This window comes from Streptomyces sp. NPDC006925, assembly GCF_042869575.1.
Lineage (GTDB): Bacteria > Actinomycetota > Actinomycetes > Streptomycetales > Streptomycetaceae > Streptomyces.
Genome location: NZ_JBIAGB010000001.1, coordinates 99,716 through 119,293 on the forward strand (window position 1 = coordinate 99,716; position 19,578 = coordinate 119,293).

General features: G+C 74.2%; 19 protein-coding genes and 2 pseudogenes. 10 read left to right on the top strand and 11 right to left on the bottom strand.

All coding sequences use genetic code 11. From position 1 onward, the window contains the following. Window positions 1-45: 45 nt before the first annotated feature. Window positions 46-2,841: a SpoIIE family protein phosphatase gene (locus tag ACFYNS_RS00485; RefSeq protein WP_360302865.1), complete on the bottom strand. Its 2,796-nt coding sequence runs from the start codon at window positions 2,839-2,841 to the stop codon at window positions 46-48. A gap of 161 nt (window positions 2,842-3,002) precedes the next feature. Between ACFYNS_RS00485 and ACFYNS_RS00490 the strand changes: the two genes are divergently transcribed. Then, the gene (locus ACFYNS_RS00490) at window positions 3,003-4,427 is read left to right on the top strand and encodes an MFS transporter (RefSeq protein ID WP_360302868.1); all 1,425 of its coding nucleotides are present in this window, start codon (window positions 3,003-3,005) and stop codon (window positions 4,425-4,427) included. Continuing rightward, entirely contained in the window at window positions 4,417-5,895 is a 1,479-nt protein-coding gene (locus ACFYNS_RS00495; RefSeq protein ID WP_360302871.1) for an aminotransferase class V-fold PLP-dependent enzyme, read from the top strand. Before ACFYNS_RS00490 ends, ACFYNS_RS00495 begins: the two co-directional genes overlap by 11 nt. 91 nt (window positions 5,896-5,986) lie before the next feature. On the opposite strand, the gene ACFYNS_RS00500 is transcribed toward ACFYNS_RS00495, so the two are convergent. The 5 genes from ACFYNS_RS00500 to rpmG form a co-directional block, all read right to left on the bottom strand. After that, complete coding sequence (locus tag ACFYNS_RS00500) at window positions 5,987-6,343, bottom strand: nuclear transport factor 2 family protein (protein ID WP_074999421.1); 357 nt, start codon at window positions 6,341-6,343, stop codon at window positions 5,987-5,989. Between the two features lie 262 nt (window positions 6,344-6,605). Then, window positions 6,606-6,842: a 30S ribosomal protein S18 gene (gene rpsR, locus ACFYNS_RS00505; RefSeq protein ID WP_360301575.1), complete on the bottom strand. Its 237-nt coding sequence runs from the start codon at window positions 6,840-6,842 to the stop codon at window positions 6,606-6,608. A gap of 39 nt (window positions 6,843-6,881) precedes the next feature. Continuing rightward, a complete protein-coding gene (locus ACFYNS_RS00510) occupies window positions 6,882-8,042 on the bottom strand; it encodes a GTP-binding protein (RefSeq protein WP_360301572.1) in 1,161 nt (386 codons plus the stop codon). Then, entirely contained in the window at window positions 8,042-8,296 is a 255-nt protein-coding gene (locus tag ACFYNS_RS00515) for a type B 50S ribosomal protein L31 (protein ID WP_360301569.1), read from the bottom strand. Before ACFYNS_RS00515 ends, ACFYNS_RS00510 begins: the two co-directional genes overlap by 1 nt. A gap of 45 nt (window positions 8,297-8,341) precedes the next feature. Continuing rightward, window positions 8,342-8,506 (bottom strand): 50S ribosomal protein L33, encoded by a 165-nt coding sequence (gene rpmG, locus ACFYNS_RS00520; RefSeq protein ID WP_360301566.1) that lies wholly within the window; start codon window positions 8,504-8,506, stop codon window positions 8,342-8,344. 62 nt (window positions 8,507-8,568) lie between these two features. Between rpmG and rpmB the strand changes: the two genes are divergently transcribed. Both rpmB and rpsN read left to right on the top strand, forming a co-directional pair. Further along, window positions 8,569-8,805 (top strand): 50S ribosomal protein L28, encoded by a 237-nt coding sequence (rpmB, locus tag ACFYNS_RS00525; protein WP_360301563.1) that lies wholly within the window; start codon window positions 8,569-8,571, stop codon window positions 8,803-8,805. After that, a complete protein-coding gene (gene rpsN / locus ACFYNS_RS00530; RefSeq protein ID WP_360301560.1) occupies window positions 8,805-9,110 on the top strand; it encodes a 30S ribosomal protein S14 in 306 nt (101 codons plus the stop codon). Before rpmB ends, rpsN begins: the two co-directional genes overlap by 1 nt. A 206-nt stretch (window positions 9,111-9,316) precedes the next feature. On the opposite strand, the gene ACFYNS_RS00535 is transcribed toward rpsN, so the two are convergent. Next, window positions 9,317-9,715, bottom strand: a complete 399-nt coding sequence (locus tag ACFYNS_RS00535) for a VOC family protein (protein ID WP_388599799.1) — start codon at window positions 9,713-9,715, stop codon at window positions 9,317-9,319. 103 nt (window positions 9,716-9,818) lie between these two features. Between ACFYNS_RS00535 and ACFYNS_RS00540 the strand changes: the two genes are divergently transcribed. Both ACFYNS_RS00540 and ACFYNS_RS00545 read left to right on the top strand, forming a co-directional pair. Next, complete coding sequence (locus ACFYNS_RS00540; RefSeq protein WP_388599802.1) at window positions 9,819-10,808, top strand: helix-turn-helix transcriptional regulator; 990 nt, start codon at window positions 9,819-9,821, stop codon at window positions 10,806-10,808. Window positions 10,809-11,306: 498 nt separating this feature from the next. Continuing rightward, window positions 11,307-11,966, top strand: coding sequence for a DUF4232 domain-containing protein (locus tag ACFYNS_RS00545; RefSeq protein ID WP_388599806.1), 660 nt, complete (start codon window positions 11,307-11,309; stop codon window positions 11,964-11,966). Between the two features lie 207 nt (window positions 11,967-12,173). Here the strand turns inward: ACFYNS_RS00545 and ACFYNS_RS00550 are convergent, their stop codons facing one another. Continuing rightward, window positions 12,174-13,067, bottom strand: coding sequence for an NADP-dependent oxidoreductase (locus ACFYNS_RS00550; protein WP_360301549.1), 894 nt, complete (start codon window positions 13,065-13,067; stop codon window positions 12,174-12,176). Between the two features lie 69 nt (window positions 13,068-13,136). Between ACFYNS_RS00550 and ACFYNS_RS00555 the strand changes: the two genes are divergently transcribed. Further along, window positions 13,137-13,706 carry a helix-turn-helix domain-containing protein gene (locus tag ACFYNS_RS00555; protein ID WP_360301546.1) on the top strand — a complete coding sequence of 190 codons (570 nt, stop codon included), beginning with the start codon at window positions 13,137-13,139 and terminating at the stop codon, window positions 13,704-13,706. Window positions 13,707-13,817: 111 nt separating this feature from the next. Here ACFYNS_RS00555 and ACFYNS_RS00560 read toward each other — a convergent pair. Next, window positions 13,818-14,145, bottom strand: a pseudogene (locus ACFYNS_RS00560) (LysR substrate-binding domain-containing protein); the annotation flags it as partial. Window positions 14,146-14,150: 5 nt separating this feature from the next. Between ACFYNS_RS00560 and ACFYNS_RS00565 the strand changes: the two are divergent. Beyond that, window positions 14,151-14,273 carry a hypothetical protein gene (locus tag ACFYNS_RS00565; RefSeq protein WP_388599809.1) on the top strand — a complete coding sequence of 41 codons (123 nt, stop codon included), beginning with the start codon at window positions 14,151-14,153 and terminating at the stop codon, window positions 14,271-14,273. A 66-nt stretch (window positions 14,274-14,339) separates the two neighbouring features. On the opposite strand, the gene ACFYNS_RS00570 is transcribed toward ACFYNS_RS00565, so the two are convergent. Then, the gene (locus tag ACFYNS_RS00570; protein ID WP_360301543.1) at window positions 14,340-15,227 is read right to left on the bottom strand and encodes an alpha/beta fold hydrolase; all 888 of its coding nucleotides are present in this window, start codon (window positions 15,225-15,227) and stop codon (window positions 14,340-14,342) included. A 111-nt stretch (window positions 15,228-15,338) separates the two neighbouring features. Between ACFYNS_RS00570 and ACFYNS_RS00575 the strand changes: the two are divergent. Beyond that, a pseudogene (locus ACFYNS_RS00575) lies at window positions 15,339-17,272 on the top strand (BTAD domain-containing putative transcriptional regulator). A 228-nt stretch (window positions 17,273-17,500) separates the two neighbouring features. Here ACFYNS_RS00575 and ACFYNS_RS00580 read toward each other — a convergent pair. Further along, a complete protein-coding gene (locus tag ACFYNS_RS00580) occupies window positions 17,501-18,496 on the bottom strand; it encodes an aldo/keto reductase (protein ID WP_388599811.1) in 996 nt (331 codons plus the stop codon). A gap of 164 nt (window positions 18,497-18,660) precedes the next feature. Between ACFYNS_RS00580 and ACFYNS_RS00585 the strand changes: the two genes are divergently transcribed. After that, window positions 18,661-19,521, top strand: a complete 861-nt coding sequence (locus ACFYNS_RS00585; RefSeq protein WP_360302985.1) for a helix-turn-helix transcriptional regulator — start codon at window positions 18,661-18,663, stop codon at window positions 19,519-19,521. The last annotated feature ends 57 nt before the right edge of the window (window positions 19,522-19,578 follow it).

Sequence of the window (19,578 nt, forward strand, 5' to 3'; positions counted from 1 at the left end):
GGCGGCCGAACCGTCGTTCTACAGCGGGAAGCCGAAGCCGGCGCGTCACCAGCCCCCGTCGTCGAACTGGTCGAGCAGCGCGTCGGCCGGCAGTTGCTCGGCGAGGCGCGTGGAGCCGCCGCCGCGCAGCTGCTGCTCGGTCCAGATGACCTTGCCGCCGGGGATGTAGCGGGTGCCCCAGCGCTGGGCGAACTGGGCGACGAGGAAGAGACCGCGGCCGCCCTCGTCGGTGGTCGAGGCACGGCGCAGGTGCGGGGAGGTCCCGCTGCCGTCGGAGACCTCGCAGATGAGGCTGTCCTCGTCGTGCAGGAGGCGGACCTGGATCGGCTCCTTCCCGTAGCGGATGGCGTTGGTGATCAGTTCGCTGAGGATCAGTTCGGTCGTGTGCCCGATCTCCTCCAGGCCCCACTCGCGCAGCCGCGCCGCGCACTCGGCGCGTACCGGGGCGACGGCCGCCGGGTCGGGATCGACCTGCCACTTGGCGACCTGGTCCGGGGCGAGCCTGCGGATGCGGGCCACCAGCAGCGCGACGTCGTCGGACGGGTGGGCCGGCATCACGGAACCGGCCACCGCGCGGGCCGTCTCGTCCGGGCCGGCGCCCGCGGTTTCCTCCAGCACGGAGCGGAGGATCTCCAGACCGGTGTCGATGTCCCGGTCCCGGCTCTCGACCAGGCCGTCGGTGTACAGGACGAGCTGGGCGCCCTCGGGCAGGTGCAGTTCCGTGGTCTCGAAGGGGTGGCCGCCCAGACCGAGCGGCGGGGAGGCGGGCACGTCCGCGTAGCCGACCGTGCCGTCCGGGTACACCACCGCGGGGCAGTGGTGTCCGGCGCGGGCGAGGGTGCAGGAGCCCGTCACCGGGTCGTACACGGCGTACAGGCAGGTCGCTCCGGCCACCCCCTCGAACTGCCGCCCACTGGGGTCGGCGTCGCTCTCCTCGTCGTCGATGCGGGCCACCAGTTCGTCCAGGTGGGCGAGCAGTTCGTCGGGGGGAAGGTCGAGGGTGGAGAAGTTGTGCACGGCGGTGCGCAACCGCCCCATCGTCGCGGCCGCGTGCAGTCCGTGCCCCACCACGTCGCCGACGACCAGTGCGACCCGGGTACCGGAGAGGGGGATGACGTCGAACCAGTCGCCGCCCACGCCCGCCTCCGCGGGCACATAGCGCCAGGCCGCCTCCAGGGCCGCCTGCTTGGGCAGTCCGCGCGGCAGCAGGCTGCGCTGCAGGGTCACGGCCATCGCGTGCTCACGGGTGTAGCGGCGCGCGTTGTCGATGGCCACGGCGGCCCGGGTCGCCAGCTCCTCGGAGAAGGAGACATCGTCCTCGTCGAAGGCCGGCGAGTCGCCACTGCGCCAGAAGTGCGCGATGCCCAGAATCACTCCCCTGGCCCGCAGCGGGACGGTGATCAGCGAGTGCACGCCGAACTCCAGCGTCCGCCGCGCGCGCTCCGGATCGTGCCGCAGCCACTCCTCCGCGTGGTGCAGATCCGCCTCCAGCACCGCCTGCTCCGCGTCGAGCGCGCGGGCCTGCGGCGAACCGGGCCGGAAGACGATGGCCTCCCCGACCTCGTACAGCGGGAGTCCCTCGGGCCGTTCGCCGACCGCCACCCGGCGCACCCGGCGCTGCGCCTGCGGGGCCGGTTCCTGGCCGCGCACCACCTCATCCAGCAGGTCGACGGCTGCCAGGTCGGCGAACCCGGGCACCGCCACCTGGGCCAGCTCCCGCGCCGTGCGGGCCACATCCAGCGTGGTGCCGATCCGCACCCCCGACTCGTACAGCAGCTTCAGCCGTTCCCGCGCCACCTGGGCACGGCCCGACACGGCCGACAGCTCGGTGGTGTCACGCAGCGTCACCACACTGCCGAGTGCTCCCCCGTGCCGGGACGTGGGACGTATGTTCACCGCCAGCAGCCGGTCCCCGGACAGCAGCACCTCGTCGGTGACGGGCTCACCCGACACCAGCAGCCGTGCGATGCCCTCGGCCAGGTCCAGTTCGCCCACGTGCCGCCGCTCGGTGCCGGGGGGCAGGTCCAGCAGGCGGCGGGCCTCGTCGTTGGCCAGCATGAGGCGCCCGTCGGCGTCGAGGATGAGCACGCCCTCCCGCACCGCGTGCAGAACGGCGTCGTGGTGCTCGTACATCCGGGTCATCTCCGCGGGCCCGAGGCCGTGCGTCTGGCGCAGCAGTCTCCTGGAGACCAGGGCCGTCCCGCCGATGACGGCCACGAGGGCGACGCCGCCGGCGCCGAGGATGATCGGCAGTTGCTGGTCCGTCATGCCCGCGACGTTGCGCACCGCCAGCCCGGCCGACGACAGGCCGACGATGGTGCCGTCGGAGTCCCGGACGGGCACGACGGCTTGCACGACGTTGGTGTCCCCGCCGGTGAGGGGGCCGGTGACCCGCTCCACCGTGGTGCGGCCGCGGAGCGAGGGTTCGATCGTGCCGACGAATTTCTTCCCGATCAGCGACGGATTGGGCTGGGTGTAGCGGATCCCCTTCCGGCTCATGAGCACGATGAAGTCGACACCGGCGTCCTTGCGGGCCGCCTCGGTGCGCGGCTGGAGCTCCCTGGCCGGATGCGGGCCCTGCATCGCCTCCGCCACCCCCGGGGCGTGCGCGAACGCCTGGGCCACCGCGACCGACTTCTCGCGGGCCCGGCTCGTGGCGTCCCGCTGGGCCTGCACGACCTGGGCCGCCACCGCCGCCGCGACCAGCAGCAGCACCAGGACGACCTGCAGCACGAACACCTGACCGGCCGCGCTGCGCAGGCGGAGCAGCGAGCGGCCCTTGTCCGCGGAGCGGGTGGGCCGCGCCGGCCGGTTCCCGGGGCGGCGGAGAGGCAGCTTCATGACTCATTCCTAACACCGCGCTCCGTCCACCAGTGCCCCTGTGTCCCGCTGGTGTCACGTCGGCCGCGTCCGCGAAGCGCCGCGGGCGCCTTCCGCGGTGACCGGACAGCGTGCTGCACGCCTCTTGTCGGGGCCTCGGCCGCTCCCCCATGATCGGCGCCATGGCAGTCACGGGGGCGGGCGGCGCGGCGGCTTTGCCCCTGCCGCGCCGGGTGCGCGTCGGGTACGGCCTGGGGTCGCTGTGCACGGGCACCTTCGCCACCGTGCCGGGGCTGATCCTGCTGTACTACCTCACCAATGTGCTCGCCGTTCCGGCCGCCGTGGCAGGTGCCGCGGTCTTTCTGCCCAAGGCCTGGGACGTCCTGGTCAATCCGGTCGTGGGCGCCGCCTCGGACCGCAGCACGCTGCGCGGCGGGCCGCGCCGTCCCTTCCTGCTCATCGGCGCCTGTACGCTGCCGCCCGCCTTCGCGCTGCTCTTCGCCGCGCCGCCGCTGCGCGGAGCGGCGGCCGCGGGGTACGTGGCGCTGCTGTTCCTGCTGGCCGCCACCGCCTACGCGGTCTTCCAGGTGCCGTATGTGACGATGCCGGCCGAGATGACCGAGGACCCGGCCGAACGCGGGCGGGTGCTGGGCTGGCGGGTGGGCTTCCTCGGCGCGGCGATCCTGCTGTCGGGGGCGCTGGCTCCGGCGCTCGCGCACCGCGGCGGAGGCGGCCCCGGCAGCTACCGGACGATGGGCGCGGTCGTGGCGGCGCTGCTGGCGCTCGGTATGTTCGGCGCCTGGTTCTGCACCGCCCGGGCTCCGGCGGTGGCCCGCAGCCGGGCCGAGCCCTCGCTGCGCGCCCAGTTGGCCGCGGCACGCTCGCACCGGCCCTTCGGCTTCCTGGCGGGCATGTGGACGCTGCAGGCGCTGGCCGTCGGGGTGCTGCTCGCCGGAGTCCAGTACTTCGCCACCTACACGATCGGCTCGGCCGCGGCGGTCACCTCGCTGTTCGGCTGCCTGATCGGTCCGCTGGTCCTGGTGATGCCGCTGTGGAACCGGCTTGCTGACCGGTGGGGGGTGAAGCGAGCCCAGTGGTGCGCCTCGCTGCTCTTCCTCACCGGGGCGCTGCTGCTGGGCCTCACCCCGGTGGCCGGTACGGCGTTCGGCCACGGGGCCGCGGCGGTGGTGGGCATCGCCTACGGGGGCCTGCAACTGCTGCCGTTGACGATGCTCGCGCAGACGCTCGCCGCCGATGCCGTGCGCACCGGCAGACGGCGGGCCGCGACCTTCACCGGGCTCTGGACGGCAGCCGAGACCCTGGCGTTCGCCCTGGGAGCGGGGGTGTTCGCGCTGCTGCTGGCGGTCACCGGATTCCGCTCCTCGGACGCCGACCGGTTCGTCACCCAGCCCGCCGCCGCGCTGACGGCCATCACGCTGGGCATGAGTGTGCTGCCCGCCGTGTCCGCCGCGGCGAGTCTGGTGCTGCTGCACCGCTACCGGGAGGACGACGCGGCGGCGCAGCCGCCGTCCACCGCGGCGCCCGGACCCGCCCCGTCCGCATCCGCATCCGCATCCGCGCAGAAGGAGCCCGGCCGTGCCGACTGACCCCACCCGCCTGCCGTCCGACGGCCGGTCCGCGCAGCAGGTGCTCGCCGAGCTGCGGACGCTGCGCGAGACCGACGCGCCCACCCGCGGCGGACGCACCTTCGCCTACGTCTACGACGCGGGGCGCGCTGAAGTGGACGGGCTCGCGGCCGCCGCCTACAAGGAGTTCGCGACCGTCAACGGGCTCGACCCGACCGTCTTCCCCAGTGTGGCGCGGCTGGAGAACGACGTGGTCCGCGCGGCCGCGGCGCTGCTGGGCGCACCGGGCACCCAGGGGACGTTCACCAGCGGCGGTACCGAGAGCATCCTGCTCGCCGTGAAGACGGCCAGGGACCACGCCCGTGCGGTGCGCGGGATCACCGCGCCCCAACTGGTCCTGCCCGCCACCGCGCACGCCGCGTTCCACAAGGCCGCGCACTATCTGGGGCTGGAGGCGGTCACGGTTCCGGTCGACCCGGCCACCTTCCGCGCGGACGCGGGCGCGATGTCCGCCGCGCTCACCGACCGCACGGCGCTGGTGGTGGCCTCCGCGCCGTCGTACGCGCACGGGGTGCTGGATCCGGTGGCCGAGATCGCCGCGTCGGCCGCCGCACGCGGCGTGCTGTGCCATGTCGACGCCTGCCTCGGCGGATGGCTGCTGCCGTGGCTGCGCGGCACCGGGCACCAGGTGCCCGCGTTCGACCTCACGGTTCCCGGCGTCACCTCGCTCTCCGTCGACCTGCACAAGTACGCGTACACCGACAAGGGGGCCTCCGTCGTCCTCTACGCGGATGCGGAGCTGCGCCGCCATCAGTACTTCGCGCACGCGGCCTGGCCGGGGTACCCGGTGGTGAACCCGACCGCGCAGGGCACGAAGTCCGCCGGTCTGCTGGCCCAGGCGTGGGCGGTGCTCCAGCACGTGGGCGAGAGGGGGTACACCGCGCTGGCGGCCCGGGTCGCGGACGCCTCGGAACGGCTGCTGGCGGGGCTGCGCGGGATCGACGGGGTACGCGTGCTGGGCGAACCGGTCGCCGGGGTGGTGGCGTTCACCGTGCTCGGCGGGGCGAGCGGCGCCGAGCCGGATCCGGGCCTCGTGCTGCAGGCGGCCGACGAGATGCGCGCTGCCGGCTGGTATCTGCAACCGCAGCTCTCCTACGCGGGCATGCCGCCCAACCTGCACCTCACCCTGACCCCGGCCACCGTCGACCGGGTGGAGGGCCTGCTGGGGGATCTGGCCGTCGCGCTTCGCACAGCCCGGGAGCTGCCGCGCGCCGCGGTCGACCCGGGGCTCGCCGAGCTCGCCGCCGGGCTGGATCCGGACCTGCTCGGGCCGCAGGAGGTCGAGTCCGTGCTCGCCTATGCCGGGCTGGACGGCGAGGGGCGGCTTCCGGCCAGGACGGCACCCGTCCTGATGCTCCTGGACGCGCTGCCCGCGCCGCTCAAGGAGAGGCTGCTGAAGGAGTTTTTCGGCACCGTCTTCAGGGTGTGAGGGCCGACCCGCGCGCGGCGGGCCGGGAGGGGCGGCACTCCGCGGGCCCGGCTGTCCTCCCCCGCGGCTCGGGAACCGGGGGCTCGGCGCGTCAGGCGCCGACCACGTGCCAGTGCTCGGTGATCCGGCCGTCCGCGACGCGGTAGGTGTCGGCGAACGGCACCGGGCGCTCGCCGCCTTCGAGCGTGGACCGCACCGCGACGTAGCCGCCGGCCGCGATCGCCTGGTGCGGGCGGAAGGCCGCGGCGGGCCGGGCGTTCCACAGCGCGGTCAGCTTCGCGGCGACTCCCGTCCTGCCGGGGTCGCCCTCGGGGTCGTGGTCGACGAAGTCCGGTGCCAGGAACCGCCGGACGGCGGAGATGTCGCGGTCGCCCGAGAGCACGGTCGAGAAGAAGTCGAGGACCAGTTCGGCATCGCGCCGCGCGCTCTCGGTGTCAGCAATGATCACATCACAAACGTAGCAGGGGGTGAGCTGTCGGACGGGGCCACGACCGCCGCCGCGGCGGCCGCGCCTCGACAGCAGCTGGGCGGCGGCGCCCGCGGTCCGGGGGTGCCCCGGGCCGCGGGGCCACCGCCTGGGCCGGGAGCCGCGGTGACGGGTGTCCCGGTGCACCGGGCTGCTGGCACGGCCGGGAACGCGCGCGGCCGGCTTCGCCTCGGGTGGTCCCGTCGGCCCCGGGAGTCCCCACCGGCGTGTCGGGGGTGGCCCGTCAGCGTGTCGGGTACGGGAGGAGCGCCATCTCGCGGGCGTTCCCGACCGCACGCGCCATCTGCCGCTGCTGCTGGGCGGTGAGGCGGGTGACGCGGCGGGAGCGGATCTTGCCGCGGTCGGAGAGGAACTGCCGCAGCAGATCGGTGTCCTTGTGGTCGATGCGGGTGAGGCCCGCCGTCTCCAGCGGGTTCGGTCGGGGGGTACGGGCCTTGCGGGCGCCGGGGCGCTGAGCCATGGGGGTTCCTTCGCTTGGGAGGGGGAGTGCCTGCTGCCGTCAGGAAGCGGGGTCGAGGAGGGCGTCGAAGGCGGGCGGCAGGTGCTTCCACGCCTCGCGCCCCGCGGCGAACTCCGCGTCGGTCAGCAGGCAGGACTCCAGGACCTGGGCCAATCCGTCCCGGTCCAGGCCGGGAGCGGTGAAGACGAGGTGCTGGCAGCGGTCGCCGTGGTCGGGGTGCCAGTCCAGGGCGGCGGCGGCGCGGCGCACCGGGGGCACCATCTCCCAGGCGGCGTCGGGGAGGGCGGCCAGCCAGGGGCCGACCTCCTCGACGCACAGCGCCCCGCCCGCCGCGTCCCAGGAGAGGAGAGTGTCGGGCCGGTCGGCGAGCCAGAAGCGGCCGCGGCTGCGCGCGGCGGCGCAGGTGAGTTCCTCCAGTGCCCGGTAGAGCCGTTCGGGGTGGAAGGGGCGGTCCCGGTGCCATACGCAGGTGGCGACGCCCGCCTCGTCGGCCGCCTGCGGCAGCAGCGCGCACGCGGGGTGCTGCGCGGCCGCGGCGGCCTCGACGTCGAAGCCCGTCAGGGCTGCCGCCACCAGTTCACCCGAGGCGGCGTCCACCTGGCGTGCCGTGGGATGCAGTTGGGCCAGCACTGCCCGGTCCTCCTCGTCGGCGGGCCTGTCCTCCTCCTCCACGAGGGCCAGCACGGCGGCGTATTCGAGCTGCCTGGCCCAGGTGTCGGCGACGGTGCGCCGGTCCGACGGTGCCGCGGCGAGACCGGCCTCGGCGAGGTCGTCGCCGTTGGCGAGGAAGGGCAGCACGAGTGCCGGGTCGACGGCCGTGATGACGCCGGTGAGTTCCAGCACGCCGTGGGTGTGCGCGGCGACGACCTCTGCCATGGCCCGGGGTTCCACCGAGTCCCACAGCTCGACGACGGCGCAGCGGGTGGTGCCGTCGTCGGCCAGCCGGGTCAGTTCCGGGATCAGGTCCTCGCGCAGTGCGCAGCACGCGCAGTCGTTCACCAGTGGGGCCTCGGAGGCGCTGTGCAGACCGTCGCGGTCGCGCACCGTGCGCAGCACCGTGCCCTGCGGCCCGGCGGCGAGGTCGTGGTGCAGAGCGACGCTGCCGGGCATCGAGCCGAGCAGCCGCCGCACGACCTCGGTGCGGGCTTCGGCGTGCAGTCCGCCGACCAGGACGACGGGGAGGGTACGGTCGGCGGCCATCAGCGGGCTCCCCGGCGGCCGTAGCGGCGTTCGAACCGCTCGACCCGTCCCGCGGTGTCCAGGACGCGTGCGGTGCCGGTGTGGAAGGGGTGGCTCGCGGAGGAGATCTCGACGTCGACGACGGGGTAGGTGTTGCCGTCCTCCCATGCGACGGTCGCGTCACCGGTCATGGTGGAGCGGGTGAGGAAGGCGAAGCCGGCGCTCTTGTCGCGGAAGACGACGGGCCGGTAGGCGGGGTGGATTCCGGGCTTCACAGCGGTGTCCTTCTTCTGGGTCGGGTGCCAGGTGTGCGTGAGGGGTCAGCGGGCTTCGCGGAAGTCGGCGTGCCGGCGGGCGACGGGGTCGTACTTGCGCAGCGTCAGGCGGCCGGGGTTGTTCCGGCGGTTCTTGCGGGTCACGTAGGTGTAGCCGGTTCCGGCGGTGGAGGTGAGCTTGATGATCGGGCGGAGTTCGTCACGTGCCATGCGAGCAGTATATGGAAATGGTTACCATTACCAAGTTGGCTTCACCGAGAGAAAGGTCTCCCGTGTCCGCCCACTGCCAGTTGACCGGCGCACAGCCGGTGTTCGGCACGTCCGTCTCCCACTCGCATCGGCGCACCAACCGGCGCTTCGACCCCAACATCCAGCGCAAGCGCTACTGGCTCGCCGGTGAGAACCGTCACGTACGGCTCACGCTGAGCACGAAGGGGATCCGGACGGTCGACGCCATCGGCATCGAGGCCGCCGTCGCGCGGATCCGCGCACGAGGGGGGAAGGTCTGATGGCCAAGCAGAGCAAGATCGCGAAGAATGAGAAGCGCAAGGCGGTCGTCGCGCGGTACGCACGGCGCCGGGCCGGGCTGAAGGAGATCCTCCGCGACCCGGCCGCCACGCCCGCCGAGTGCGAGGCCGCGCTCCGGGAACTGCGGCGGCAGCCGCGGGACGCCAGTGCGACGCGGGTACGCAACCGGGACAGCGTCGACGGCCGCCCGCGCGGCCATCTGCGGACCTTCGGACTCTCTCGCGTCCGCATGCGCGCGATGGCGCACGCGGGCGAACTTCCGGGAGTCACCAAGTCCTCCTGGTGACCGCCCGCCTGAGGGGCGTCCCGCCGCGCCTCCCCGCATCCGGGGCGCCCCTCACCCCGCGCAGCGGCGACAGAGCGGACCCGCACGACCCTGCACGGGGGCCCGTGCGGGAGTGGCACCCGACAGTGCCCACGGATACCCGCGGCGTGCGCAGCGCCGCCGACCCGCGGCGTGCGCAGGCCGGCGGCGCGGGGCCGGGCTCCGAGTCAGCGGGCGAACTTCGCCACGGCGGCCGGCCTGACCGGCGTGAAGAAGTTGACGAGGTTGCCGTCGGGGTCGCGGAAGAGCAGCGCCCGATTGCCCCAGGGCATGGTGGTGGGCCCGGCGACGAACTCCTCCACGAGGCCGGTCAGGTTGCTGTGCACCCGGTCCACGTCCTCGACGAGGAACTCGATGATCACGCTGCGGTTCGCCGCGGGCTGAGCGGAGTCCGGTGCGAACATCGGGACGGTACGGGTACTGCCGATCGCGAGGGTGGCCCTGGGGGTGACGAGTTCGGCGAAGTCCTCGGTCGCCCAGGCCGCCGACACCCCGGTGGCCCTCTCGTAGAAGGCGACGAGGCGTGCGATGTCGCCGGTGATGATGCGGATCGAAACGAAGTCCACGGTGTTCTCCCTAGTCGGTGAAGTGCCGGTGAAGCGGCTTCGCTGCACACGCTAGGACAGATAGCGGACGGAATCGGTCCGGTATGCGCGCTAGGCTGCCGCCATGTCTCGACCCACCGGGCGCGTGCTGACCCTCCTGGAACTTCTGCAGTCGGGCGGCATCCGGCCGGCGGCCGAACTCGCCGACCGGCTCGGCGTCGACGGCCGGACCGTGCGACGGTACGTGGGCCAGCTGATCGACCTGGACGTGCCCGTGGAGACGGTGCGGGGCCGCTACGGCGGATACCGGCTCGCCCCGGGGCACCGGTTGCCTCCGCTGATGCTCAGCGACGACGAGGCCCTCGCCGTGCTGCTCGGCCTGGTCGCCGGGTCCCGTGCGGGACTGACGACGGCTGCGGGTACGGCCGGCGAGACCGCGGCGGCCAAGGTCCGCAGGGTGCTGCCCAGGCATGTGGCCCGCAGACTCGACACGGTCCTTGAGTCCCTCGCCTTCACCTCCGCACCCGGCGAGTTCACCACCCCGGACGCCGAGGTCCTGCTGACCGTCGCCGACGCGGTACGCCACCGCCGGCCGCTCTCGATCGGATACCGCGACCGCCACGGCCGGCGCAGCGAACGCACCCTGCACCCCTACGGCATCGTCGCCCACGTGGGCCGGTGGTACGTCACGGGCCGGGATCCGGGGATCGAAGAGGACCGGACCCTCCGCCTCGACCGCATCGAGAGCGCCCGGTCCCTGCCCGGCACGTTCGGGATCCCGGCCGGAACCGACCCGGCGCAGCGCGTACTGGACGGCTTCGCAACGGCCGAGTACCGGTACGAGGTGGCCCTGCGGATCCATGGGACCGTGGAGCAGATCCGCGCAGGTCTGCCCGCCTCGGTCGCGCGCCTGACGGAGCCCGCGCCCGCGAAGGACACGGACGCTCCGGCCGAGCGGTGGTTGCGGGCCGAGCTGCGGGTGGCGGATCTCGACTGGTTGCCCGCCGTCCTCGCCTCGCTGGACCGGCCGTTCGTCATCGAGCGCCCCGCGGAGCTGCGCGACCTCGTCACGGCGCTCGCCGATCGCCTCACGTCCTGCGCCCGCAGCGCCTGATCCCGGGAGGCCCGACCGCGGCCGGCCGGTCGGCCGGTACCCCGGTCCCGCGAAGGGGGCGCGGTGGAACGGTGACCGTGCTGTCCGCGGACGCTTGCTCCGGGAACGGATCGCGCACCGCCGGGAGTTGCGGATTGCGGATTGCGGATTGCGGATTGCGGATTGCGGATTGCGGATTGCGGATTGCGGATTGCGGATTGCGGATTGCGGATTGCGGATTGCGCGGGACGATACCGGGTCCGTCCGCGCAGGAACGGACCGCCGCACAAGCCCTGTTGTGAACTTTTCCCCGGCCTCCGTCATCGAACTCGTACGGCACGGGGCGGTCCGGGCAGCGACTCCCCCGCACCCGGCATGGACACACGATGGGATGATCAGGGCGTGGCGGCGATGAGAGAACGAGAGCAGCATGCGGTGCGGGCGGCCCGAAGGGCCGCGGGGGGCAGGTCCGGGAGGTGGCGTGGCACCGGGAGCACGCGGCTCGCGGCGGGGCTTGCGGTGGGGCTCGCGGCGACGCTGCTGACCGGATGCGGCGAACAGGCGTCTGACGCGCCCGAGAAGGTGGCCGGCGAAGCGGCCCCCGTGCCCGGCGACTCGTCCGAGGACAGCTCGCGGAAGGAGAGCGGCGCCTCCCCCTCGTCCTCGTCCCGCGCCCGGGACGGTGGCAGCGACGACTCCGGAAAGAAGAAGTCCGGTTCCTCGGGGAAGAGCGAGGGAGCGGACTCCTCCGGAGGGCAGGGCGGTTCCGGTGGCGGGGCGCCCGAGGTCGGCGCCTGCAAGACCTCCGGACTCGCCTTCAGCACCTCGCCCGGCATGGCCCAGGGGAGCCTCCTGGTGAACCTCGAGAACACCACCGCCACGGCCTGCACGATGCACGGGTTCCCCGGGGTCGACCTCCAGAGCGCTGCGGGCTCCATGAACGCCGCCCGGAACGGCCTCGCCGCCCCGACGGTCCGCGTCGGCCCCGGTGAGTCGACACGTTTCACACTGCACTACCCGCCGAACGACTCCGGTGGCAGCGGTCTGAACGTCACCAGCCTCGTGGTCACTCCGCCGAACGAGACCAGCTCGCAGACCCTGCCGGTCAGCATCAACCTGCCGGTCTCCGACAGCACCGACTCCGGGGTCACGGTCGGCCCTGTCGGCGCCGGGAAGTGACGGCACCGGGCCGCCGCCGGACGGGAGCACCACGCAGCCACGCGTGAACCCGTCCGACAGCGGGGGCCCGGTGCCCCCGCCCTCCCCCGGTGGCCCGGGCTCCGCAGCGGAGCGGACCGGCCACCGGCGACGCCGACCCGGGCGCATGGCCGCCGGAACCGCCGGCGGACGCCACGAACCGGGCGGCATGACCGGGCCGACGACGGCTCAGACGACCAGGACGCGGCGCCCGCGCGTGTGGCCGGCCTGGCTGTCGATGTGCGCCGCCGCGGCCTCGGCGAGCGGGTAGGACTTCTCGACCGGGATGTGGAGCTTCCCCCGCCCGATGAGGCGGCCGGCCTCGGCCAGCGCCGCCGGGACACTTCCGGCCGTCCCGGAGAACCGGACGCCGAACTCCGGTGCGGCGAGGTCGGCGATGGAGACGACCTTCCACGGATCCCCGGTCAGCTCGACGAGTTCGGCCAGGACACCCGCACCGGCGAGGTCGAGCGCCGCGTCGATGCGGCCGAGTTGCCTGACCCGCTCCGCCCAGCCCGCGCCGTAGGTGGTGGCGGTGGCGCCCAGGCCGCGCAGATAGTCCTGGTTCGCCGCCCCGGCTGTGCCGATCACCGCGATGCCGCGGTCGCGGGCGATCTGCAGCACGGCCGAGCCGACTCCCCCGGAGGCGCCGCTGACCAGCAGGGTCTGCCCGGGTTGCACACCGACTTCGCGGACGATGCGCAGCGCGGTCTCCACCACGGAGGGGTATCCGGCCGCCTCCTCGAAGGTCAGGCCCTCGGGTATCGGCGCCCAGGCCGACAGCACGGCGAACTCGGCGTAGGTGCTGGACCCCTCGCCGAACACCGGGTCGCCGACCTCGACCCCTTCGACGCCCTCACCGACCTCGTCCACCACTCCGGCAGCGTCCAGCCCGACTCCGGCGGGCAGCTCGATCGGATGGGCCTGCAGGATCTGCCCCTCCCGCACCCTCCAGTCGACGGGGTTCACGCCTGCAGCGCGCACGGCGACACGCACCTGGCCGGGACCCGCGTGGGGCTCCTCGGCATCCACGAGGCGGAGTACTTCCGGACCGCCGAACTCGGCGAAGCTCACTTTTCTCATGGGCCGAACGTAACACTAACGACTAACTTTTTGAAACCGTTAGTGTTTCGTATCTGGTAGCTTCAGCGCATGACCACAGCGCCCGGACGTCGCGAACGCAAGAAGGCGGCGACCCGCCAGAAGATCGCGGACACCGCCCTCCGGCTCTTCCTGGAGCGCGGATACGACGCGGTGGGCATCCGCGAGGTCGCCGCCGAGGCCGACGTGGCCGTCACCACGCTCTTCTCCCACTTCGCCTCGAAGGAGGCGCTGGTGTTCGAGCAGGACGCGGACTTCGAGCAGCGCCTTGTCCGGGCGGTCACCGACCGGACGCCCGAGGAGCCCCTCGTCCCCGCGCTGCGCCGGGAGATCCACGCCCTGGTGCGGCACTGCACGGCCGACAGCGCCTCCCCGGTCTGGCACATGATCGACTCCTCGCCCGCACTGCGCGCGTACGAGGAGTCGATGAGGCTGCGCCACGCGGAATCGCTGGCGGCGGCCGTGGCCGCGGCCCCCGGCCTGGCCCGGACCGCGACGGCCTGCCGCACGATCGCCAGGTTCACGATCGACGCCTACTCGCTGGCCCGCGAGTCGGCCGATCCGCAGGCCGCGGTGGAGGAGATCTTCCGGATGATCGAGGCGGCCTGGGCGGTCACCTGACCTTCCGCGCCCGCCGCGTACCGGCTACCGATGCAGCGGCTCAGCCGCGGTAGACCTCGCACGCGATCCGGACGAACGAACGGATCAGCGGATTCCGGTCGTCCTCCTTCCACGCAACTCGCGCACGGCAAGGCCGGTCTCGTCGAACGGGGCGCGGGTGAGGGCCAGATCGGCCAGCCGCCGGTGCAGCCCGCAGGTGGGATCGCTCAGATCGGTCTCCCGGAGCCGGACCTCCAGGTGCGGATGGCGCCGACGGCAGCCGGCGGCCGGCCGCTGCACACCTGGGTCGGCGCTGTCCCCGAGGAGTCCGACGGTGAGGACGGGGGCACCGCCGCCGCGGCCACCCGCGCGTGGACCCGGTCGGCCCGGGCGAGCAGCGTCCGGCCTCGTCGATCAGCACCTCTCCCGCGGGAGCGAGGGAGACGCCCGAGGACGCTCGGGTTCGTGGTCCTGCAGATCGGCGCGATCCGGGTCCATCTGCGGCTCGGGGACCGCAGGATCGCGCTCGACCTCACGCTCCTGTGCACTGCTGCCGCCACCGCCTGGCTGGGGACGACATGGCTGTGAACCACCACCCTCCGATCCAGCGGCCGCCACGGACCGTCCCGCGCACGGTCCGCGGGCCCCGCACCGTCAGCGGGCCAGCAGTTCCCGGATCGCCTCCGCGATCTCCTCGGGAGCCTCCTCGGCCATGAAGTGCCCCGCGCCGGTGAGACGGTGGTCGAGGTCGGGCGCCCACGCCTGCCACACCTGGGCGGCGTCGTAGCCGAGCCGCGCTCCCCAGTCCTGCTGGACGACGGTGACGGGCATCGCGAGCTGGGAGCCGGCGTCCAGGTCCGCCTGGTCGTGGTCGGCGTCGACACCGGCGGAGGCCCGGTAGTCGGCCACGATCGAGGGCACCGCCGCGGCACTCGCCCGCAGGTACGCGCTCCGCACCGGGTCCGGGATCGCCGCCCGGTCCCCCGCCCAGGCGTCGAGGAAGGACCCGAAGAACGCGTCGGCGCTGTTGGCGATCATCGTCTCGGGCAGTCCCGGCGGCTGGGCCATCAGGAAGAGGTGGTAGCCGACCGCGGCCGAGACCCCGTGCAGCACGTTCCACATGTCCCGTGTGGGGACGACGTCGAGGATGCCGAGGTGGGTGACGGTCTCGGGGTGGTCCAGCCCGGCACGGAAGGCGACGAGCGCGCCGCGGTCGTGACCGACGAGCGCGAACCGGTCGTGCCCCAGCGCCGCCGCGGCACGGACGACGTCGGCGGCCATGGTGCGCTTGGCGTACACGTCCGGGTCCGCGGCCGCCGGCTTGTCGCTGGCGCCGTAGCCGCGCAGGTCGGGGCAGATCACCGTGTGCCCGGCGGCCAGCAGCGGGGCGACGTGCCGCCACATCAGGTGGGTCTGCGGGAAGCCGTGCAGCAGCACCACGGGGGTGCCGCTGCCGCCGGTGGCGACGGAGAGCTCGACGCCCTCCGCGCCGGGCACACGGAGGTGGTCGAAGCCGGGCAGAGCCGGCAGGGCGGGTGTCATACGGGTCCTTTCCCCACGTCGGGCGACTGACCGGAGCACGATGCACCAGCCCGATGAGCAGCCGATCAGTACGGCGCGGCGGAGCGGAGCCGGCGGGCGCAGGATGGGGGCATGCGGATCGATGTACTGGGCCCGGTGCGGGCGCTGCGCGGCGACGGCACCCCGATCGCGCTGGGCGGACCCCGGCACCGCGAGGTGCTCGCCCGGCTCGTCGCCGCCGAGGGGCGGATGGTGGCCACCGACACCCTGGTGGCTGACCTGTGGCCCGAGCCCCCGGCCCGCGGCCCGGGTGCGCTGCGCACGTTCGTCGCCGCCCTGCGCCGTGCCGTCGAGCCCGACCGGCCACCGCGCACCCCGCCGCGGCTCCTGGTCACCGAGGGCCCCGGCTACGCGCTGCGGCTGCCGCGCGAGGACGTGGACGTGCACCGGTTCGAGGACGTCCTGGAACGGGCCCGGCGCTCCCCCGGCGAGGTCGCCGCTCTCGGCGGGGTCCTCTCCTCCTGGCGCGGACCGGCCTACGCCGACCTGCCCGACGCCGCCTGGGCGCAGCGGGAGCGCGCCCGGCTGGAGGAGTTGCGGCTGCAGGGGGTCGAGCTCCGGGCCGGCCTCCTCCTCGACGCGGGCGCGAGCGGCGGACTCGTCGCCGAACTCGGCGCGCACACCGACGAGCACCCCTGGCGCGAGGCGGCCTGGGCACTGCTGGCGCGCGCCCTGCACCGGGACGGACGCCAGGCCGACGCACTGGCCACGCTCCGCCGCGCCCGCACGATGCTCGTCGAACAGCTCGGGCTCGATCCCGGAACCGAACTCCGACGACTGGAGGCGGACATCCTCGACGGAGCCGCGTCCCTCGAACCGGCCCTCGACCTCCGGTCCGGGGCCGCTGCCCGCCTCGGCCCCCGTACGACCGTGGAACTGGCCCGCACCCTGGCCCTGGCGGGCAGCGACGCGCTCGTCCTCTCGCGGCGCGACCGGCTCGCCGCCGCCCGGGCCGCCGAGCGCACAGGGGACGCCGAACTGACCGCCCGGGTCGTCGGCGCCTACGACGTGCCCTCGATCTGGAGCCGCGCCGACGATCCCGAGCAGTGCCAAGCCGTCGTGGCACTCGCCGAGCGCACCCTGCGGGCCTGGGACCCGACGGTCCTCCCGCGCTCCGGGCGCGGCTGCTGGCCACCGTCGCCGTCGAGAGCCGCAGCGGCGACCTGCGCGGGGCAGCGCTGCGGACCGGCTACGAGGCCGCACACCGGGCCGAGGCGCTCGCGCGGGGCCTGGACGATCCCGCGCTGCTGGCCTTCGCGCTCAACGGCGTCTTCCTGCAGTCCTTCGGGCGCCCGGGGCTCGCGGCGCAGCGGGATGCCATCGGCGCCGAACTCGTCGCGCTGGCCACCCGGCACGAGCTGCCGACCTTCGCCATCCTGGGCCGGCTCATCCGGCTGCAGTCCGCCTCGGCCGTCGGCGACCTGGCGGGCGCCGCCGGACACGCGGCCGCCGCCGAAGAGGTCGCCGCCGCCCACGAGGCCCCGCTGGTCCCCGTCCTCACCGCCTGGTTCCGGGCCCGGGTCGCCGCGGCGCGGAGCACCGCACCCGACGGACCGCCCGCGGCGGCTGCCGCGGGCGCCTACCGCGCCGCCGACAACGCCCTCCGCACGGCCGGGATGCCGGGGCTGCACCGCGGCCTGCTGCCGCTCGGGCTGCGCCTGCTGCACGGCCGCCCCGCCCCCACCGACCCGCAGCTCGACTGGGGCCCGTACCTGCCCTGGGCGGCGCCGCTCCTGCTCCTCGCCCGGAACCGTCCGACGGAGGCCCGAGCGGCCCTCGCCACCGCCCCGGAGCCGCCGTACGACCACCTCCAGGAAGCGCTCTGGTGCCTGACCGCGCACGCCGCCGCCCGCCTGGAGGCGCCCGGCACCGCCGCGCGCGCCGCGGCGGCGCTGCGCGGCGCCCGCACCGAACAGGCGGGCGCAGCCAGCGGCATGCTCACCCTCGGCCCGGTCCAGCGCTACCTCGCGGAGGCCGAGGCGTGCGCGGGCCGTGCCGAGGGCTGACCGCGGCCGACCGCCGGTCCGGCGGCGCCGGAACCCCCCGCGGACCATGCCTGTGGCCGGGTCGCGGGGCACGGTCGTGATCGGGCGGTTCGGTGGCCGTCGCAGCGCCGTGTGGGCAGAAGGCCGAAGGCCCCGCCACATCCCCTCTGTCGAGCGTCCTCCGCCTCGTGTCAGGGCCGCACCGCGGCCTGCCGCTGACCGGGCCGGCCCCCGGACCGCGGCCCGGGGTCAGTTGCCCGCGCCGAGGTCGGCCATGAGTGCGGACGGGTACCGGTCTCCGCGGGCGGCGCCCGGCGGCACGGCGCGCTCGATGGCGGCGAGGTCGTCCGTGGTCAGGGTCAGTTCCGTCACGGGGAGCGCCTCGGCGAGCCGCTCGCGGGTGCGGGCACCGACCAGGGGCACGATGTCGTCGCCCCGGGCGGCCACCCAGGCGATGGCCAACTGCGCGACGCTGCATCCCTTGGCCTCCGCGACCCGGCGCAGCGCCTCCACCAGGGTGAGGTTGTGTTCCACGTTGCCTGCGGAGAACCGGGGGCTGAAGCCGCGCATGTCGCCGGGGCCCGCGGTGCGGCCGGGGGACCAGTGTCCGGAGATGAGCCCGCGGCCGAGGACGCCGTAGGCGGTCAGGCCGATGCCGAGCTCGCGCAGGGTGGGCAGGATGTCCCCCTCCACCGCGCGGGAGATCAGCGAGTACTCGATCTGCAGGTCGGCGATGGGATGCACGGCCTGAGCCCGGCGGACCGTCGCCGCGTCGACCTCCGAGAGACCGATGTGCCGTACGTATCCGGCGTCGACCATCTCCTTGATCGCGCCCACCGTCTCCTCGATCGGTACGGAGGGGTCCAGCCGGGCCGGGCGGTAGAGGTCGATGTGGTCGGTGCCCAGCCGGGTGAGTGAGTAGGCCAGGAAGTTCTTCACCGCCTCCGGCCGGGCGTCGCATCCGCCGAAGCCCGCGCCGGGTCCGCGCAGCATGCCGAATTTGACGCTCAGTGCGTAGGTGTCCCGGTCCCGGCCGCGCAACGCCTCGGCGAGCAGCAGTTCGTTGTCTCCCATGCCGTAGAAGTCGCCGGTGTCGATCAGTGTGACGCCTGCCTCCAGCGCTGCGTGCACGGTGGCGATGCTCTCCGCCCTGTCGGCCGCACCGTAGGCGCCCGACATGCCCATGGCCCCCAGGCCCAGCGTGGAAACGGTCGGGCCGGTACTGCCCAGGGTTCGTGCCTGCATCGAGCTTTCCCTTCGTCGCCTTCGACGTGTCCGTCGTGTGTTCTCGTGTTCGTCGTCGACCGGCTTCCCACTGTGCTCCGGCAGCGCGGCTCGCGGGAGCGGAGCGTGCATCCTGGGAGCGGCGCTCCCTGGATCGGCGCATCCGCCGAGAGGACCATGGAGCCATGCAACGCGAACAGCTCGCCGCCTTCCTGCGCCACCGCCGCGAGACGATCGACCCGGCCGAGGTCGGCATCGCTGTCGGGCCCCGGCGCCGTACCACTGGTCTGCGCCGGGAAGAGGTGGCCGGACTCGCCGGGATGTCGGTGGACTATGTGATCCGCCTCGAGCAGGGACGCAGCAGTCAGCCCTCGGCCGGGCTGCTGGAGGCGCTGGCCCGGGCGCTGCGGCTGTCCGACGACGAGCGCGAGTACCTCTTCCATCTGGCCGGGCACCAGCCCGCGCCCGGTGAAGGGGCGGCCAGGCAGGCCCGGGCCGGCCTGGTGCGGATGCTCGGCCTGCTCGGCAGCACCCCGGCACTGGTGCTGTCCGACCTGGGCGAGGTCCTCGCCCAGAACCGGGCAGCCGTCCTGTTGACGGGCGATCACACCCGCCACTCCGGCGACAGCCGCTACCTCGTGCACCGCTGGTTCACCGATCCCGCGGTGCGTGCCGTCCATCCGCCCGAAGAGCATGAACTCCACTCCCGCCGGCTCGTGGCGGACCTGCGCGCGTCGGTCGGCCGCCGGCCCGGGGACCCCGCGGTCACCGCTCTCGTCGACCGGTTGCGGGAGGCGAGCGCCCACTTCCGGCGGCTGTGGGCGGAGCACGAGGTGGCGGTCCGGCGCGCCGACCGCAAGACCCTGCTCCATCCGCGCGTGGGCCGGCTGCTGCTGGACTGCGAGACCCTGGTCACCCCCGACCGGCTGCAGCAGTTGCTGGTGCTCACCCCGGCGGACGCGGAGACCCGCGAGCGGATGGAACTGCTGTCGGTGCTCGGTACGGAGACGTTCCCCGCCCGGGCCGAGGGCTCCTCGCTCCGGTGAGCCGCCCGCCCGCGCACCGGGCGGGCATCCGGTACCAACACCGCTGCCGCAGCCGGG